This is a genomic window from Plebeiibacterium sediminum, assembly GCF_026013605.1.
GTDB classification, from domain to species: domain Bacteria; phylum Bacteroidota; class Bacteroidia; order Bacteroidales; family Marinilabiliaceae; genus Saccharicrinis; species Saccharicrinis sediminus.
Genome location: NZ_JAPDPJ010000032.1, coordinates 25,740 through 45,956, shown reverse-complemented (window position 1 = coordinate 45,956; position 20,217 = coordinate 25,740). Strand labels below are relative to the sequence as shown.

Annotated in this window: 13 protein-coding genes; 11 read left to right on the top strand and 2 right to left on the bottom strand. The window is 31.9% G+C overall.

Annotated elements, in window-relative coordinates:
• The first annotated feature begins 71 nt into the window (after positions 1-71).
• The 5 genes from OM075_RS14010 (at position 72) to OM075_RS13990 (ending at position 8,294) form a co-directional block, all read left to right on the top strand.
• Positions 72-1,361, top strand: coding sequence for an MFS transporter (locus tag OM075_RS14010; RefSeq protein ID WP_301191152.1), 1,290 nt, complete (start codon positions 72-74; stop codon positions 1,359-1,361).
• A gap of 181 nt (positions 1,362-1,542) precedes the next feature.
• Complete coding sequence (locus OM075_RS14005) at positions 1,543-2,100, top strand: TetR/AcrR family transcriptional regulator (RefSeq protein WP_301191151.1); 558 nt, start codon at positions 1,543-1,545, stop codon at positions 2,098-2,100.
• Between the two features lie 369 nt (positions 2,101-2,469).
• Complete coding sequence (locus tag OM075_RS14000; RefSeq protein ID WP_301191150.1) at positions 2,470-5,019, top strand: TonB-dependent receptor; 2,550 nt, start codon at positions 2,470-2,472, stop codon at positions 5,017-5,019.
• A 20-nt stretch (positions 5,020-5,039) separates the two neighbouring features.
• Positions 5,040-6,326, top strand: a complete 1,287-nt coding sequence (locus OM075_RS13995) for a hypothetical protein (RefSeq protein ID WP_301191149.1) — start codon at positions 5,040-5,042, stop codon at positions 6,324-6,326.
• Between the two features lie 189 nt (positions 6,327-6,515).
• Positions 6,516-8,294 carry an SLC13 family permease gene (locus OM075_RS13990; protein ID WP_301191148.1) on the top strand — a complete coding sequence of 593 codons (1,779 nt, stop codon included), beginning with the start codon at positions 6,516-6,518 and terminating at the stop codon, positions 8,292-8,294.
• A 206-nt stretch (positions 8,295-8,500) separates the two neighbouring features.
• Here the strand turns inward: OM075_RS13990 and OM075_RS13985 are convergent, their stop codons facing one another.
• Together OM075_RS13985 and OM075_RS13980 are read right to left on the bottom strand one after the other, a co-directional pair.
• Positions 8,501-8,878, bottom strand: a complete 378-nt coding sequence (locus tag OM075_RS13985) for a RidA family protein (RefSeq protein WP_301191147.1) — start codon at positions 8,876-8,878, stop codon at positions 8,501-8,503.
• A gap of 86 nt (positions 8,879-8,964) precedes the next feature.
• On the bottom strand, positions 8,965-11,724 hold the full coding sequence (locus OM075_RS13980; RefSeq protein ID WP_301191146.1) for a putative LPS assembly protein LptD: 2,760 nt from the start codon (positions 11,722-11,724) through the stop codon (positions 8,965-8,967).
• A gap of 372 nt (positions 11,725-12,096) precedes the next feature.
• Here OM075_RS13980 and OM075_RS13975 point away from each other — a divergent pair, with 372 nt between their 5' ends.
• The 6 genes from OM075_RS13975 (at position 12,097) to OM075_RS13950 (ending at position 20,212) form a co-directional block, all read left to right on the top strand.
• Positions 12,097-13,188 (top strand): N-acetylmuramoyl-L-alanine amidase family protein, encoded by a 1,092-nt coding sequence (locus OM075_RS13975; RefSeq protein WP_301191145.1) that lies wholly within the window; start codon positions 12,097-12,099, stop codon positions 13,186-13,188.
• A gap of 103 nt (positions 13,189-13,291) precedes the next feature.
• Positions 13,292-14,287 (top strand): GntR family transcriptional regulator, encoded by a 996-nt coding sequence (locus OM075_RS13970; protein WP_301191144.1) that lies wholly within the window; start codon positions 13,292-13,294, stop codon positions 14,285-14,287.
• A gap of 199 nt (positions 14,288-14,486) precedes the next feature.
• Complete coding sequence (locus OM075_RS13965; RefSeq protein WP_301191143.1) at positions 14,487-15,302, top strand: mechanosensitive ion channel family protein; 816 nt, start codon at positions 14,487-14,489, stop codon at positions 15,300-15,302.
• Between the two features lie 21 nt (positions 15,303-15,323).
• A complete protein-coding gene (locus OM075_RS13960) occupies positions 15,324-16,208 on the top strand; it encodes a DUF3078 domain-containing protein (RefSeq protein WP_301191142.1) in 885 nt (294 codons plus the stop codon).
• 566 nt (positions 16,209-16,774) lie between these two features.
• Positions 16,775-18,586: a hypothetical protein gene (locus OM075_RS13955; RefSeq protein WP_301191141.1), complete on the top strand. Its 1,812-nt coding sequence runs from the start codon at positions 16,775-16,777 to the stop codon at positions 18,584-18,586.
• A 339-nt stretch (positions 18,587-18,925) separates the two neighbouring features.
• Positions 18,926-20,212, top strand: coding sequence for a cytochrome b N-terminal domain-containing protein (locus OM075_RS13950; RefSeq protein WP_301191140.1), 1,287 nt, complete (start codon positions 18,926-18,928; stop codon positions 20,210-20,212).
• The last annotated feature ends 5 nt before the right edge of the window (positions 20,213-20,217 follow it).

Here is a 20,217-nt window from a genome sequence, read left to right as displayed (position 1 = left end):
AATTTTTTTGTTTTATTAATTTTTTTATTTTCTTTTGGCGCGACTAAAATAAAACTAATTAAAACTTCAAAATGGAAACGACAAAGAAAGAAAATTTTGCTTTGCCGATTGTAATGATGATCCTGCTGTTTGGTATGATCTCTTTTGTTACAAACTTGGCTGCACCGATGGGTGTTGTATTAAAGTCTCAATTTGGGGCTAGTAATTTCGAAGGAATTCTGGGAAACTTTGCAAACTTCCTCGCTTACTTGTTTATGGGAATTCCAGCAGGTAAACTTCTAGAGAAAATCGGGTATAAGAAAACAGCGCTTATTGGTATTGTAGTAGGATTTGTTGGTGTTGGTATTCAATACATGTCAGGTATTGCATCCAGCTTTTTAGTATACTTATTAGGTGCCTTTGTTGCCGGGTTCTCAATGTGTATTTTAAATGTTGTAGTTAACCCTATGCTAAATACGCTTGGAGGCGGAGGTAAAAAAGGAAACCAACTTATTCAGGTTGGTGCTACATTTAACTCATTTATGGGTACTTCAGTTCCTTTATTAGTAGGTGTATTAGTGGGTGTAGTTACAAAAAACACTGCCATTAAAGATGTAAACCCTGTAATGTTTATTGCAATGGGTATTTTTGCATTAGTAGGTCTTGTGTTGTATTTCGTAAATATTCCGGAACCTCATTTAAATACGGGTAATAAAGTTGTTGAAAAATCTAAATATAGTGCATGGTCATTCCGTCACTTCATTTTAGGAGCAGTTGGTATTGGTGTATATGTTGGTATTGAAGTAGGTGTTCCTGGAACAATGAACTTCTTTTTAACAGATGCCAACGCCGGTGGATTAGATGCTGCTACTGCTGGAACTGTTGTGGCTACTTACTGGTTATTAATGCTTGTAGGTCGTTTTGTAGGTGCATCTATTGGTGGAATGGTTTCAAGTAAAACGATGTTGATTGTAGCATCTGCAATTGGTATGGTTTTGGCTTTCATGGCAATAATTTCTCCGATAACATCTACTGTTTCAATTCCGGTATTCCAAAGTTCAGCTAGTGGATTATCTTTTGGATTTACAAATGTACCTATTAATGCCATGTATTTAGTTCTTATTGGATTATGTACATCTGTGATGTGGGGTGGTATCTTTAATTTGGCTGTTGAGGGATTAGGAAAGTTTACTGCTTCTGCTTCAGGTATTTTTATGACTATGGTTGTAGGTGGAGGAATCTTGCCTCAAATTCAAAACCTAGTAGCAGATAATTTAGGATTTATGACTTCATTTTGGGTACCTTTCTTAGGATTAGCATATTTATTATACTACTCATTAATTGGTAGTAAAAATGTAAATACAGATATTCCTGTGGAATAAACGAAATAAGCAATATAAAAAAGAGGCTAAATTCAGAAATGGATTTAGCCTTTTTTATTTTATCATTTAGTTAAATGAACTTCTTTTGTTATTTATTTTCTGATATTTATAAATACATTATTATTTTTGTGGGCTTTTTATAAAGAAAAATAAACATTTTAGCATATTTAGATTCCCCGTAATGAGTAAAAAGGATATAATTATTAATGGAGCAATTGATTTATTTGTAAATAAAGGATTTTCAGCCTCAACCAATGAGCTGATTAATAAAATTGGAATTGCTAAAGGAACACTTTATCATTACTTTAAAAGTAAGGACCAATTAATAGTTGAGATCTATAAAACACTCATGTTCGAAATAGAGACTGAATGTGTATCAGAAATGTCAGAAGAAGAAGATCCGCATGCATACACTAAAGATGTTTTTGCAAAAATTGTAAAGTGGTTTATCAAGAATCCTAATAAGTTTCATTACATCAATAGCTTTGAGGCAAGTCCTTACATTAAAATACATTCCTTATCAGTAAGAGATACATTAAGTGGCCCTCAAAAAAATATCATGCAAAAGGTAAATATGGGGGTTATGAAAAACTACAACACAGATTTAATTACCTTTTTTGATTTTGCTTTTACGCGTTCTACTGCGAATTATTTTCTTTCTCAGGTCAATCCTTTAGCACAATTTAAAGTAGAATTTAATGAAGCTTTTGATCTTTATTGGAAAGGTGCTTCCAGATAATTTCATATGATTTCACTAATATTTGCTTATTTTTAAAATTTAACCCCTAAATTCAGGGTGGTATCATACGTAAATTGAATAAAATTTCTTTTGCACCCTAAAAATTTCATTTTTTTAATAAAGTTTGTATATGGTTACTATGTTAAATAGATAGATTTTGAATAAATGTCTTTTTATTTAATATGATGTGATTTAGAGTGGTTGTTGATTGTATTTAGTTAACCTAATGTTGTAGGTAATGTAATATTAACACAGATTTAAAATTAATTATACCGACTTGTCGGTCGGTTTGTGTGATATTTGCAACGATAATTTTATACTTTTGTAAACAACTATATGAAAATAGAAACACCTAAATCAATTTTTAAAATGAAACAATTTATTACAAAGCTCTATGTGCTTGGTTTATTTATAACCATGTCCATGACTGCTTTTGCACAGGCCAAGGTGTCGGGTACTATTACAGACTCTGACACAAATGAACCTCTTATTGGTGCAACAGTTGTTGTTCAAGGAACAACAAATGGTACAGTAACCTCGTTAGATGGTACTTTTAATTTGAAAGTTGACAATGGGAAATGTAACCTTGTGTTTTCTTACATTGGCTATGTAGATCAAGAAAAATCTATAAATGTTAATGGAGATGAAAATATTGGAACTATCTCATTGAAATCAGATGCGGTTGGACTTAATGAAGTACAGGTTTTAGCTTCTGTAGTTACAGATCGTAGTACTCCTGTTTCAATTTCTACTTTACCAGCAGAAGTTATTACAGAGAAATTAGGTAGTCAGGAATACCCTGAATTGTTAAAAACAACACCATCTATTTATACTTCTAAAGAAGGTGGAGGTTTTGGAGATGCTACTGTTTACGTTCGTGGATTTGATTCAAACAACGTGGGTGTATTAATTAATGGGGTTCCTGTTAATGATATGGAAAGTGGTAGAGTATACTGGAGTAACTGGGCTGGTCTATCTGATGTTACTCGAACTATGCAGGTACAGAGAGGATTAGGAGCGTCAAAACTTGGATTGTCTTCAGTTGGAGGAACAATTAATATCCTAACCAAGTCAACAGATGCTAAAAAGGGTGGTGTTATTAAATCTTATGTAGGTAATAATGGTTACAGAAAACAATTATTATCATTTTCTACAGGAATGTCAGAAAACGGTTGGGCATTATCATTTTTAGGTTCACATACCTATGGTGATGGATATGTAATGGGAACTAATTTTGATGCATGGAGTTATTTTGTAAATATTGCTAAAAGATTTAACGACGAGCATACTTTAGCTTTTACAATTGTGGGTGCCCCTCAATGGCATAATCAAAGAGGAACTAAACTTACTATTGAAACTTACAAACATAATAAATATGGAAAAAGATACAATAGTAATTATGGTATAAGACAAGGTCAACCCTATGGTGGAGGGTATGGATACAATTACTATCATAAACCTCAAGCACAATTAAACCATTATTGGACTATTAATGATAATACCAACTTAACTACTTCTGTGTATGCATCAATGGGTACCGGAGGAGGTCGCCGTGTTGCAGGTTCTTTAAGCAGAACAGGTGATGGGTTGTTAGATTTTGATAGTGCTATTGAAGCTAATCAGGAATCGGTTGTTGATGGGTCACAAACCATTGTTGGTAATTCTGTAAATAATCATCAATGGTATGGATTATTATCAACTTGGATTAAAGATGTGAATACATTCAAATATACTTTAGGATTGGATGCCAGATACTATAATGGAGAGCATTATAGAGAAATAGATGATTTACTTGGTGGTGAATTTTATCTTGATGATAATTTTATTACTAGAGATGCAAATGAGAAATTAGTAGAAGGTGATAAATATTCATACCATAATGATGGTAATGTATTATATACCGGATTGTTTGGACAGGTTGAATATATTCAAAGTAAATTTACTTCTTTTTTATCTGCTGCACTATCAAGAAAGAGCTACAGAAGAGTTGATTACTATCAATATATGCCAGGAAATCAAAAGTCAGAGTGGAAAGACTTTCTTCCTTGGAACGTGAAAGCAGGTGTAAGTTATAAATTAACAGAAAACCATAGTATTTATGCAAATGGTGGTTATATTAAAAGAACACCATACTTTTCAAACGTGTTTTTAAATTATACAAATGAAATTAATGATGATGTAAAATATGAACAAATTATTACGTCAGAATTAGGTTATATCTTCACTTCAACAAAATTCAATGCAAAGGTTTCATTATATAGAACTAATTGGCGAGACAAAGGATTGATGATTAACTATTCATTGGAAGTTGCCGATCCTGAAAATCCTACAGAAACTATTTTTGAGGATAGAACAGCAAATATTGCAGGTTTAAATCAATTACACCAAGGCGTTGAGTTTGAGGGTACTTATAAACCTAATAGCAGAATGACTCTTAAAGGTATGTTGTCATTTGGAGATTATATTTATCAAGATGATGTAAACTTTGCTTTATACGATGGTCAGGATTTAGTAGCTCAGAAAAATGCCTATATTAAAGATGTACATGTAGGTAACTCTGCACAAACAACAGGTTCTGTTTCTCTTGATTATAAAATTATGGAAGGTCTTAAATTAGGAGTAGATTATGTATATTATGGTAAGCACTATGCTGATTTTGATCCGGAAAACAGATCTGCACTAACGGATTCAGGTGTAGATGCATGGGAACTTCCTGAAGTAGGTTTGGTTGACTTAAACTTTAATTACAAGTTTACAATTGGAGGAATAAAGGCTACATTATATGGAAACGTAAATAATGTATTTAATACTGAATATATTTCTAAAGCTGAAGATGGTGCAAATCATGATGATTTAACTTCAGAAGTTTATTTTGGATTTGGTACAACATGGTCTGGAGGATTAAAAATTAATTTCTAAACCTTATAAAATATAGAATAATGAAAAAAATATTAAATATATATATCCTAATAGCTATTATTTTTGCTAGTTGTGATCCAATGGAGGATATTTATGATAAGGTTGAAGATGAACAACCTTTAACGAATGTTCAGCAATTGGAATATACATTAACAGATGATGATTACGAGGCGATGGGTTCTAGCTATGGAAACTTTAGTAATTCAATGCCTGCAGCAGAGAATTTACCAGCTTTCTTGGCTGAGAAGTATGCAACATTAGATGAATCTTCTTCAATAAATATTACTTATAACTTTTATCAAGGAAGTTTAAGTTATTTGAATACACTTGCAAATTCAGATCAATATGAGCTTTCATCTAGCGATTATAACTCATTTGGTACTGAATATGGCGAACCTGGCTATTATGATAATTTTGCATGGAATATGCCGGCAGATGATTATTTACCAGACTTTTTGCTTGCATTATATCCTGATGCAGAAGATGGTCAATTGGCATTAATAACTTATGAGTATTATGATAATGGTTCTTCAATTGTAAGTGAATTTTATGCTTTTGATGGAACTGCCTGGTCAGCTTCAGAAGGAGGTTTACCTGAAGGAGTTGTACTTTATAGCTTAACTGCAGATGATTATGATTCAATGGGTGAAGATTCAGGCTTACCTGGTAGATATAATAATTTTTCAAGTTCTGCTGAGCCAGAGGATTACTTACCAACTTTTCTGGAAATTAATAATCCATATGCTCAAGAAGGCGATATGATTGCTGTTCTTTATAAGTATTATTCTGGTAGTACATCAACAAGAGGAAAACAATATACTTATACAAATGGTGTTTGGGAAGAATACCAATCTACAATAGAAAAAACTGATCAGTATATTTTAACTGCTTCTGGATGGATTTTTGATCCTACTGTGCAGTATGAAATGGTAGCCGCAGATTATCAAATAATTGTTGATTACGTTAAAAATAGTATTGGAGAAGAATATTTAGATTCATATGGTACAGCTGAAGATTATTTTGGAGCTAGTGCATACTATAATGAATTTAGAATTAATGAAGGCTATTATGAGGCTTCAGAATTTTCATCTTGGCAAGAAGCTGTTTCAGAGTCTATACAGACAGGTTTATTACCTAGTATTTTCCCTGAAGCTGTTGCACAAGTTGAAGGTGTTGATGTATTCTATATTGTAAGTTTTGAAGCTTATGCTGGATCAATGGTAACTCATACAATGACATTCCAATGTACGAAATCTGGACCAAATCCAACATTTGTATATGTTGAGGATTCAGAAACAATAAAATAGTAATATAAGTAGTTGCGATATATAAGGCTATCTCATTAATTTGAGATAGCCTTTTTTATTTTTAATGAGCAATGTTATTCCGGTTATAGAATATTATTACATCAATTTTGTGATTAAAGCGCATTAAGTCTATAGGAATTTTCTATTTTTGTTTTTATTGAGAAATATTGAAATCCGATAGAAAATTTAATGGAGCATTTTGATGTAATTGTAGTATTTGTTGTACTAGCCTTTATACTCATTTCATTGTATAAAGAATTGTTGGGAGCAGCATTTACCTTTTTTGTAGCAGTAATGGTTTTGGGCTTTTTTGGAGTTCTTACACCTAAAGAGTTATTGGCAGGTTTTGCCAATGAACAAATTGCCGTTATTATAATGCTTCTATTATTGGGCGATGCCATCAGGCAGATTTCAGTTATAGAGATATTTTTTAGTAGGATATTTCCTCGTCAAAGTGGATATCGGGGGTTTCTCTCCAGAATAATGCTCTGGATTGGTGGATTTTCTGCATTCTTAAATAATACGCCATTAGTTGCTGTCATGATGCCTTATGTGCATAATTGGAGTAAACGAAACAATATTTCACCTTCCAAGTTACTTTTACCATTATCTTATGCTGCCATTTTGGGTGGTTGTGTAACATTGATAGGAACATCAACCAACCTTATAGTAAACGGGATGGTAATAGATCAAACTATTTTTCCGGATATGGAACCTTTGCATATGTTTGATTTCTTTTGGGTTGGTTTTCCTATGTTGGTTATTGGTTTTTTATACTTATTCTTTTTTGGTGATAAACTTTTGCCTAAACACAGTATTTTAACTAAGGAAATATCAGGATCTGAACGAAAGTATGTTGTAGAAGCAAAGGTTCATAATAATTCCAAGCTAGTTGGTAAATCAATAGAAGATTCTGGTTTTGCCAATTCCAAAGGATTATTTCTTGCAGAAGTTGTACGTAAAAAATATACTTTTCAGGTATTTGATAAAAGTTTTATTCTTGAAGCTGGCGATTTACTAAGATTTGCTGGAGAAAGTGAAGATATTGCCAATCTGTTATCTGATAGTAGTAATTTAAGTTTACCTTCTGTTGGTATGATGAGTAGGCTTAAAAGGGCAGATGTGGTTGAGATTGTCATCTCTCATAACAGTACCCTGATTTCAAAAATGGTGAAAGATATTAATTTCCGAAGTAAATATGATTCTGTACTGTTGGCTATTCACCGTAATGGAGAACGAATCACTGGTAAGTTGGAGGAAATAAAATTAAAAGCTGGTGATGTTATTTTGTTATTGGCCGGCGATGATTTTAATACCAGATCTCAGGATGATATGGATTTTTATCTCATATCGAAGGTGAAAGAAGTTAGAAAACCAGAACGTTATAAAATATGGACCTTATTCGGGGGTACATTGTTGGCTATTTTTCTTTCAGCTTTAAATTTGATTCCCTTATTTATGGGTTTACTTGTAGTTCTGGTGGTTATCAATATTTTAGGCGTAGTGAATGCAAAAGATTTACCTAAAAGTATAGATTATAATCTGGCTGTTATTATTGCACTCTCGTTGGCTCTAGGAACTGCCATGATTAAAACCGGTGTGGCTGATATGATTGCTAATTTTATGATTTCAATTCTTTTTCCTTTTGGTAAAGTGGCAGTTCTTACAGGAATATATCTGATTACTTCAATTCTTGCAGCTTATATTACAAATAAAGCCGCTGTAGCTATCATATTTCCAATTTCATTAACAGCAGCTCATAGTTTGCAGTTAAATCCATTGCCGTTTGCGTTGGTGGTGTCTTTTGCTGCAGCAGCTAATTTCTTAACTCCTATTGGATATCAAACTAATTTGATGGTATACGGACCAGGAGGTTATACTTTTAAAGATTTTTTTAGAATTGGATGGCCGCTGACTCTGATTTATATGGTTGTAACTGTAGCTATTTTAAACTATATGTACCTGTAGTTTATTCCTTTAAATACTTATATGGTTAATAAAGTGTGCAATTTATTTGGTTGAGTTTATTGCATCGAAATTTGGTCTATAGAAGAAATGTGGGAGAGCTTATGGTTCCGTTTGGATATTTTTTATTTATCAAGAGGAGAGAAGATACATAAGACTTTAGAAAATTAAAGCCTTATGTATTATGGTTTTTATATTAATAGAAAAAACTATTTACAAGCAATAGTTTCAATTTCCACTAATACTCCTAAAGGAAGTTCTTTAACAGCAAAAGCAGCTCTTGCTGGAGGATTTTCAGAGTAATATTTACCATATACTTCATTCATGTCTTTAAAGTTAGCCATGTCAGAAAGTAAACATGTAGATTTAATTACATCTTTAAAGCTATAACCAGCCTCGGTTAAAATAGCTTCAATATTCTTCATTACTTGTTCTGTTTGCTCAGTAATTCCACCTTCTACTACTTTTCCTTCTGCAGGATTGATTGGTACTTGTCCTGAAATGAAAAGCATTCCGTTTGCTTCAATAGCCTGACTGTATGGCCCAATTGCAGCTGGGGCATTGTCTGTACTAATTACTTTTTTCATACTTAAATATTATGTTTTTGTATATTGGGAAATCTTAAAGGTATAAATGATTCTATACCTTTATTGTTCATTATAATTCAAAATTCCTAGAAATTAGGGTTGTCTCTTGCGCTACTTCTCTTATCATACTTTAAGTCCTGAAGTAATGATGAATTAACGTTGATGGAAAAGAAATATGATTTATATCTACCAACCGGAACCAGGTTAAAGCTCATGCCCCAACAGTGTAAGTCTCTTGAAACCCTTAAGTTGGTGTGAGATATTTCCTTTGTGTCAAAGCTATAACCTGATGAAAAGGAGAACTTCCACTTAGGTGTTAATGAAAAATCACCACTAAAATTTACACTGGATGTAACCCTCTTTTTAAAAGTACGGTTTTCTATATCAAAATCTCCATTAGCTAATCTTAAACTGTAGTTTAATGATAGATTCCAAGGAAATTCAAATTTTGTATAACCATCGTCAGTGATAGTAGTTTCTTGTGTGCCTCTAGTGTTAGCAAAAGCATCCGGTAATTGGTCCAATCTATCCAGAGGATTGCTCATATCATTTTCCTGAGGTGTATCTTCTTCTTCATTAGTTTCGTCTGTAGAAACACCATTTCTTTTCTCTCTCCACTTTTTAAGCTTGTCAGAACCAAAGGAAAGTCCAAAGCTTAAATTTGCGGATTGCATATGAGCTAGTTTCCTTTGTGATTTCCATGCAGATGTATTTATCTTTATTGGTCTTCGTGCAATAGAATCATATACATAGGCGTATGGGTCAAATGTAGCACCAAAATTAATGTTTGTACCAAAAATTTTTGTTCTACCACTCATACTAACATTTGACCATTTTAATGAATCAGCTAAGAAATTATGAGAAGTAGAGAAGTTTAAGCTCTCCAAAATTTTAACTGTTCTGGTACTGTCCTGACCACTTTTAACCTTCATCTCCAAAGTGTTACCAAGGGATAAGCCTAAAGAACCAGATTTTCCTGTTCCTGGCGTTCCATATAAAGAGCCTTCATATTTGGAATACTGATGGTGAATAATTGAGTCCTGATTTGGATCATAGTATTCAAACCAGTCGTAATAGCCGTATTTCTCTTGTCCAAAATCAGGTCTGAACGACATGCTGGCCGAAGGAGTCATTACATGTCTGATCTTCTCAACTTTATTACCAAATAATTTGCGCCAGGGCGTATAAAATGTATAAAACTTGGTTGATGTACTTACCGAATAGCTATAATCATACACACGGTTAAAACCATTTGTTGTATCAGATACCACTACTCGTCCAAGATCCTCATCATATTCTTTTGTAATAGATTTAGTATACCAACGTTCAGTATAATTTAGAGAGGGAGTTAAAGTAAAGTACTTTAATAGTTTTAAGTTTAAAGATAGAGGAATGGAGTGTCTTGCTCCATTTTCCCATTGCTGAGGAAATTTCTTATCTCCTAACTCACGTTCTTTTGTGTTAATAGAGTTTTTAATATTACCAGTATATGATAAACTAATTTTTTCGTACCAGGCCTCTTTTGAACCAACCTTATTTTTGTTTTTAAATGGGAAGATTCTGTTCATTGTTAACGTAAGATCGGGAGCCGTAAAGCTAACCGTTGAATCTCTTGTGTTTTGTGAAGCCAAAATATTGGCAGAAAAGTTAAATGGTGCTTTAGGAAATTTTCTACTGTATGAAATACTTGATCTTTTGGTGTTTTGTGCCAATTTATTGATATTAATTACACTTGACACATTGTTCTGATCGTATGAACTACTTGAGAAATTAACACTAGCAGAGAAAGTAGAATATGGATTGGCCTTTGAATCCTGACGGTGCGACCATGTGATCGAAAAGTCCTTAGATTTACTATAATCCGGTAAATCCTTATCGCTGTTTACATTAACTATATATTGAAAATTAAAGTTTCCTGAAAATTTGTAGTTTAATTTATATTTCGAATTTCCTCTAAGGCCCCATGATTCATTGGCGTATAAATCACCGGTCACTGCTAAATCAAAATAATCGCTGGCTGCCCAGTAATAACCACCATCTCGTAAAAATAATCCTCTCCTACTTTCTTCACCATAGGAAGGCATAATAATACCAGAACTGTAACTACTAGTGTTGGGAATCACAGCAAAAGGAATACCTATAGGGAGTGGAATATCTTCAATAACTAAATAAGCTGGACCTGTAATGGTCTTTTTACCAGGAATAACCTTGGCCTTTGTTAAATTTAAATAGAAGTGTGGGTGTTCGTGATTGTCACAGGTACTATAATGACCGTCCTTTATCGAAAATGAATTATCCGGTGCTTTTTTTGCAAATTCACTTACCACATAACCTTCACCTTGCTCAGTAACAACATGTTCAATTAAAGCTTTTTTACTTTCAAAATTGTACTTAATGGTTTTCATTTCATAAGAGCCACTTTTGTCGGTAAAAACCGGCAGTCCGGAAGCCACCCCTAACGAATCTTCAACACCATAGGCGTAGGTTAAACTACTATCTAAATCCAACTCAATACAAGCAGCTGTAAGTGTAATATCAAGATACTTTACTTCAGCGTCACCATAAAGAAAAACTTTTCTTGAGCCGTCCATGGTCATTATTATGGAGTCTTTCGCGGTATATTGTACATCTGCATCAATTCCTAAACCAGCTGATTTTTTTTCAGGATTAACTGAAGTTGTATCGTTAACTAAAGAAGTAGTATCTCTTTGAAGTACAGGTATTGTATCTAATGATGTGTTTTGTGCAAAACAAATGGTATATAAAGAGCTAATAATTAATAAAATAAATGTAGTTAGCGCTTTTGAGTAAAATCCTTGTTTTGTATGAACTATATTTTGATTCAATGCTTTTGTGCTTTAATTTTCAAGATTCGACAAAAATAAATAAAAATTGATGATAGCGACTTTTTATTTCTAAAATTAGCCCTTATAAGTAACTTTTTGTTCAGGTTTTATTTTTTAGGTGATATGGCATGATTATGTTATTTGTTATTTTGTTTAATTATATGACTGGTAATAAATACTATCGGAATATTTATTGGGGTTTATAATTCAAATTTACAAAGCGAGATATTGCATATCAAATAATCTGCCAGTATTTACTAAAAGTGAATTTTATAAGTTATTTTGCAATATTTTATTGTGTTTACTTATATATTTTCATAATCAAGCGTTATTTTTGACAATCATTTGGGAGGTTATAGTTAAAATAGATTGATGAAAAGACATTACATATTTATTATTGTTTCGGTATTAATTTTTTGTATTAATTCATTGGATCATTCATTGAATGCACAATCAGCAGGGAAGTTCAAAAAAGTTGTTATTGATGCAGGACATGGGGGTAAGGATCCTGGAGCTCATGGAAATTATGCGAAAGAAAAAGATATCGTTTTAGCAGTAGCTTTAAAATTAGGTAATTATATTGAAAAATATATGCCTGAGGTAGAAGTGATTTATACACGCAAAAAAGATGTTTTTGTTCCTTTGTCAGAAAGAGCCCAAATTGCCAATAAAGCAGATGCAAATCTGTTTATATCTATTCATGCAAATTATATTTCTAATCCTAAAATAACAGGAACAGAAACATTTGCTTTGGGTTTACATAGAACTCAGGATAACTTGGAAGTTGCAAAAAAAGAGAACTCTGTTATTGTATTGGAGGAGGATTATAGTACAACATATGAAGATTTTGATCCTAATTCATCAGAATCTTATATCATTTTTGAGTTGTATCAAAATATTTACTTAAATCAAAGTTTGGAAATGGCTGATCTGGTACAGCATCAGTTTACAGAAAGAGTGGGTAGAAGAAACCGAGGTGTTAAACAAGCCGGATTTTTGGTTTTACGAGAAACGGCTATGCCGGGTGTGCTAGTTGAACTTGGATTCTTAAGTAATTCTAATGAGGAGAAATATTTAACTTCCAATGAAGGTCAGGCTTTACTGGCTTCAGGTATTTTTAGAGCATTTAGAGATTATAAAGATAGTTTTGAGGCAAAGAATAATCTGGATATTAAGGAGGTTGTGGCTCAAAAAGCGACTAGTGATGTTTTATATCGTATTCAGGTGGCTAGTAGTAAGAAGCAAATTAAAGTGGGGACTTCTATTTATAAAAAGTTTGACAAGCTTTTTGAATATAAAGACGGAAAATTATATAAGTATGCAGTTGGAGAATCCACTACTTTTAACGAAATTAGTAAACAGGTTAGTGAAGTGCAAGGTATAGTTAAGGATTGTTTTGTAATAGCATTTAAGGATGGAAAAAGAATCACTTTGCAGGAAGCGCGCCAATTAACCAACGAATAATTAGGATAAACTTCAGAGGTAAAAAGCAACAATTTTTAATCAGATGTGGGGGCATCTGATTTTTATTCAAACAGTAATTGCTGTTAAATTCAAAATTATTACCATGAGTGAATTTATTCCTATTATAGACGAGAATTCTGCTGTACCAAAGTTTTTACAGGTTGTAAATGCATTTGAAGAAGCAGTAAAAAGTGATAAAATGAAAGTTGGGGACAATTTACCTTCGGTAAATGAATTGTGTTCTAAGTGCGGTTTGAGTCGTGATACTGTTTTTAAAGCTTACAGTGAGTTAAAAAGTAGGAAATTAATAGAATCAGTTCCCAATAAAGGATATTACGTCTCAAGTAATTCTTCAAACGTTTTCTTATTTCTGGATACATTAAAGGCCTATAAGGAAGTTTTGTATGGTGCTTTTAGGTCTGCTTTACCAGGCAGAATAAATGTTGATGTTCACTTTCATCATTATAATCCACGAGTTTTTGAAGATATAATTCGTTATGCGGCAGGAAAATATAGTCATTATATTATTATGACTTTTGATCATGCAAAAGTTAAGTCATCATTAAAAGCTATTGATCCTTCCAAACTATTATGTATTGATTGGGATATCAATGTTCCTAAAAAAAGTTCTTTTTTAGGACAGGATTTTGGTAAGCCAGTTTATGATAACTTACTAAAAGTTACTGACAAGCTTAAAAAGTATACTAAAATGATATTGGTTTATCCGGAGTATACAAATCACCCACAAGATACTGTTACAGCGTTTAAGCAGTTTTGTATTGATCAAAATTTCAATTACAAAATTATATATAAACTAGAAGATATAGATCCTCAGAAAGGAGAGATGTATTTTACAGTTAGTGACAGAGCATTGGCTCAAATTTTAGATGAAATTTCAGATAAGTCAATTGAAATTGGTAAAGATGTTGGTATTATCTCTTATAACGAAACACCAACAAAGAAATATATTAAAGATGGAATTTCAGTAATTTCTACAGATTTTAGATTAATCGGTGAAAAAATGGCGGATTTTGTTGTTCATGAAGACCATATAAGAGAATTTATTCCAACACTAATTATAGAACGACACTCCTTGTAAAATTATTTTGTTTATGTTTAATAAGAAGAAATCCGTTATTCATAGTTTTTTTATGAAAAATCTTGATTTTGTTTAATAAATACCTGTAATTTGCTCTGGATTATTTTAATAGAAGATAATAAAGTTTCATACTTTTTGAACTTATTGTCTTTTATTACTGTTTTGATTAATCAAAAGTTAAACTTTAATATCTTAAATTATGGAGCAAATTACAGAATTGTTTAATTCTTCCCAGCAGTACATTGTTGCTTATGGAGGCAAGTTAGTACTAGCGATTTTAACTTTAATAGTTGGTTTTTGGGTAATAAGTAAGATTACAAAAGCTATTAAAAAGTTATTTCAGGTAAAACAAATAGATCCTACACTACAACCCTTTTTGGTTGGAATGCTTAATTACACCCTTAAAATTTTACTTGTCATTAGTGTAATGACAATGGTTGGTATTCAAATGACTTCGTTTATTGCTATTCTTGGTGCTGCTGGTTTAGCAGTTGGTATGGCATTATCCGGAACATTGCAAAACTTTGCCGGCGGTGTAATGATATTAATTTTAAAACCTTTCGCTAAAGGTGATTTTATCGAAGCCCAAGGGTATAAGGGTACAGTTCATGAAGTGCAAATTTTTAATACAATTTTAAAAACTCCTGATAACAGAATCATTTTTATTCCTAATGGAGGGTTATCTACTTCCAGTTTAATTAATTATTCAAGAGAAGATCAAAGAAGAGTTGATTTTTCTTTTGGTATTGGTTACGGTGATGATATAGATAAAGCTAAAGCAGTAATTAAGCAGGTTATCGATAGTAATGATAAAGTGCTTCAAGAGCCAGCTCCATTTGTTGCTGTTGGTGAATTAGCTGATAGTTCTGTTAATTTAACTACAAGAGTTTGGACAAAAGGTGCTGACTATTGGGATGTATTCTTTTATATGAATGAAAATGTTAAAAAAGAATTTGATAAACAGGGTGTTTCTATTCCATTCCCACAAAGAGATGTTCATTTATATAATAACTAAATAATACCTAAACTTCACACAATGATTAGAAATGTACTTATAGCAATTGTTTGCTTAGTTACTATTGAAATTAATGCGCAAGAACAAAAGGCCGACTCTGTTAAATATTGGAAGGGAGGAGGAACTACATCCTTAAATTTCTCTCAGGTATCTTTATCCAATTGGTCCGGTGGTGGAAATAACTCAGTTGCAGGAACTTTTCTTTTTAAAGGATTTTTAAATCATAAAAAGGGCAAAATAGCATGGGATAATACGCTGGATTTAGGCTATGGATTAACAAAACAGGGTGATTATAAAGTAGCCAAATCTGAGGATAGGTTGCATCTTACAACTAAATTGGGTTACGAAAATGGCCATCATTTGTTTTATACTGCTATGGCTGATTTTAAAACTCAGTTTGCAATAGGTTACAAGGATCCATTGGTTCAGAGTGTAAAAATTTCTGATTTTATGGCTCCGGGTTATTTGCAATTTTCTCTGGGTATGGACTATAAACCTTCTGATAATTTTTCATTATTTGTTTCACCATTAACTTCAAAAATGACTTTTGTAAATGATGATGCCTTATCGCATGAAGGTGCCTATGGTGTTGATGTGGATGAGAAGATGAGAGGTGAATATGGTGCCTCATTAAAAATGACAGCACAGAAAAAGGATCTTATTAAAAATGTTAACGGATATACACGATTGGATCTCTTTACTAATTATTCTGAAAATCCTCAGAATATTGATGTAGACTGGGAATTTGGTTTTGATATGAAAATTAATGATTATTTGAGTGCAGTGTTCAAAACAAATATTTTATATGATGATGATATAAAATATATAAATAGTGAAAGTATTGAAGAAGGACCTCGTGTTCAGGTTAAACAAATGTTTGGAGCAGGTTTATCTTATGCGTTTTAAAATATTAGAAAAGGGGTTAAGCACCCCTTTTTATATTTAATGCATTGACATTACTTATATTAATCTTTTTAGATCTCCGGTTTTGTATAAAATAATCATCCTTGTATAAGGAGATCATGATTATTATTCTTCCAGACCCTCCTAACGGCTTATATTCTTGATCGTTTTTCAATTTCCAATTCACGCATTAGGTTCCGAAAGTATATCAAAGTGTTTTCTTCTTTATTAATTATATCGGGTGCAAGTAAGATCTTTTGGTAAATTTTATTGTCTTCAAATGTTTTGTAACCAATATATTCGCTATTGTTTGCATCAATTGTAGCAAAAATCTCTACATAATCAATTATCTGTGATAGTTATGTTTTAATATTTACAAAATACTTTAAAATCTGACTTTTAACCCAATTAAGGAAATTACTATGGTATTCCGGTTTGTTTAAAACACGGCATGTGAATATATGACTAAAATGTTCAAAAGAGAGATTATGTTGTGAAATAGCTTAAATCATCCGTTAAGCTGATTTAGGATCATTACATTTGCAGGAAAATATAGTTTTAGATTAATTATGAGGGATACACAAAGTTCTTTGCATACTTTTCATATACCTGTAATGGGAACAGGATATACAATTGAATCACCATTAAAAGTGGCACATTATGGAATTGATTCTGTAGTGCCAATTACAGATCATTATTTAATGGAACAATTGCGAGAGATGTATTGTAAAGAAAATAATTTGGAATATGTAGCAGAGGATTTATCAAAATCGGATGCTCGTTCAAATATTACAAGAAAATATCTGGATTTATTGGATGATTTAGTTACTATTAAATTCAATAAATTAAAAGCATCTGATTTTGTGGCAGGTAGTGAAATTACTAAGTATTTTGATTTGTTACCTGATACAAATTCTTTAAAGCAGTTGTACATCAAAATGCTTGGTGCTGAAGAAGATGAAAGAAGTGCTTTACAAGAGCAATTGCGTAATGCTATAAAATCAGGTAGCATTGATGTAAATATTATGACAAAATTAGATGGGGTTAATTATGATGAAAATAATGAACCTTTACCTATTGAGTATAATGATGCGCATGCTGCACTAAAGGGTTTTGCAGAAAGTAAAGTTAATGGATCAGTTGTTTTGTCGGCAGGTTTAAATCCACGATTATATGGTTTTATCGCCACTTTTAATGACTTCTTTCCAAATGAAAAAGGAGAATTAAAAAAACGTATTGTTCTTAAAGTTAGCGATTACAGATCAGCAATGGTGCAGGGACGTTTCCTGGCAAAAAAAGGACTTTGGGTTTCAGAATTCAGAATTGAGTCAGGACTAAACTGTGGTGGTCATGCATTTGCAACTGATGGTTATTTATTAGGTCCTATTTTAAAGGAGTTTAATGATAATAAGGATAAGTTAGCACAAATGTTATTTTCATCCTATGCTGATGTTTTAGAAAAAGAAAAAGGCGTTACACTAGATAACGAATTACCAATATATTATACGGTTCAAGGGGGTGTTGGAGATGCTGATGAGCATAAAATGTTTTTGGAGCATTTTAATATGAAATCAGTAGGCTGGGGATCTCCATTTATGTTGGTTCCAGAAGCTACAACTGTTGATGATTATACTTTGAATCTATTAAAGGATGGTACCGAAGAGGATTTTTATTTAAGTGATGTATCTCCTCTTGGTGTACGTTTTAATTCGATAAAAAATAATTCTGCAGATATTCAAAAGCAAAAAAGAGTTGAAGCTGGAAAGCCTGGTGCTGCCTGTCTTAAAAAGTATCTTCAGTTTAATACTGAATATACAAAAACTCCAATTTGTACAGCTTCAATAGCTTATCAAAAGAAAAAAATTAAAGAGTTAACAGATTCTATTATGAATCAGGTTGAACTTAAAGCTAAAATTGATAAGGTAGTTGAAAAAGCGTGCTTATGTGTTGGATTGGGAAATAGTGTAATTGAACATCATAAGCTTGAGGTTCCCAAAGGAGATCATGGTGTTGTGGTTTGTCCCGGACCTAACTTAGCTTATTTTAATAAGATTTCGTCATTGAGTGAGATGGTTGATTTTATTTATGGAAAAACATCTACTCTGTTTAATTCAGAAAGACCTAATGTATTTATTAAAGAATTAAAAATATATGTGGACTATTTGAAAGAGAAACTTGATGAATGTAAGGATGAATATAGTGCTCCTGATATTAAATATTTTAATACGTTTAAGAAAAACCTTCAGGAGGGAATAGCATATTATAAAGATCTGTTTTCAAAAGGAGATGAAATTTTCCAAAATATGAAAAAGACCGTATTGTCAGATCTTGCAGAATATAAGTCAGAACTTGAAGCTATACTTATACCAACTATAGCATAAGTTAAACATTATTGTATATTAAAGTCCGATAAGTCAAATGAGATTTATCGGACTTTTTTTATGATATAAAATTCTATTTTGCACCTATAACCCCTTTCTAGTCGTTTTATTGATAGCAGTCTGAACAAATGACAAAATAATTGTACTGAGGGACAAGTTATTGTTTTCTGATGTTGCTTTCTTTGTTTGCTTAATTATATTGACATACGAATTAAAATATATTTGAGTAAACTGTTATTCGAAATCATTTTAAATAGCAGGAACGTTAATGGTTTTGTTCCGGAATCAAATGTTTTTATAATTAATTTGTAATTAATTATCAGTAGCTATTATTTTTAAATGACACATAAAGGTCCCCAAAATAGAGTTCGTTCTTCTATTGAAAATTTTATTCTTCATTTGCATCCGATGCGAATTGATAAAAGAGCAATTAAATTTACCAGAACCTTTGGTTTAGGAGGGATTAGTGCTTTGTTATTTGTTATTCTGTTTATTAGTGGAATAATTTTAAGATTTTCATATATCCCCACAGTTGAGCATGCTTACGAATCCATTGTAGAATTACAAAATCACTCCATATTTGGACAGTTTATTCGTAATATTCATCATTTGTCAGGAATGCTTTTGGTGGTAGTTTCGTTTCTACATCTGATAAGAGTCTATTACACTCAATCTATATTTCAACGTAGAGCCAAAAACTGGATTTATGGCTTGATTTTACTATTTCTGGTTTTATTTTCAAGTTTTACAGGTTATTTATTGCCGTGGGATCAATTATCATTTTGGGCAGTAACTGTAATTACACGTGTTATAGAATATTTTCCATTTATTGGTGTTCATATTGCGCAGTATATAAGAAGTGGTGATGTTATAAATGGAAATACATTACTTAATTTTTACAACTTACATACAGGTGTTATTCCATTAGTTTTTGTGGTATTAATGAGTATACACTTTTGGTTGGTTCGTAATGCGGGAGGAGTGGCTTTACCTAAAAATGAGCATAAAAAGAGAGTTAATGTATTGCCAAATTTAGTAGTTAAAGAAATGATGGTAGCTTCTATTGTAATAGCTATTATATTTATAGTGTCAGTATTTTATAATGCTCCATTATTGGATGAAGCAAATCCACTAAAAAGTCCAAATCCAACAAAAGCTCCTTGGTACTTTCTGGGTGCTCAGGAATTGTTATTGCATGTACATCCTATTTTTAGTGCTGTAATAATACCGATTGGTATTGGAGTGTTCTTTATTTATCTGCCTTATTTTAATTATAAAGATTTAAATATCGGCGTATGGTTTAACTCAGAAAAAGGTAAAAGCTTGGTTATTCAATCTGCTTTGTTGTCGGTTGCTTTTACTTTTATATTGATTTATTTATTTGAGCATTTTTTGCATTTCGAGATATGGTTGAGTACTTATCCTTCTTGGATAAGTACAGGAGTTTTTCCGTTTTTATTGTATGTTTTACCAGTTAGTGCTTATTTAACTCTTATTTATAAAAAGGGAAAGAGTTCAAATACTGAAGTAATAATGTCACTAACAACCATTTTAGTAAGCTCATATATTACCATGTTAATGATTTCACTTTTGCTTAGAGGAAAAGGAATGTTACTTGTGTTTTAATTAGA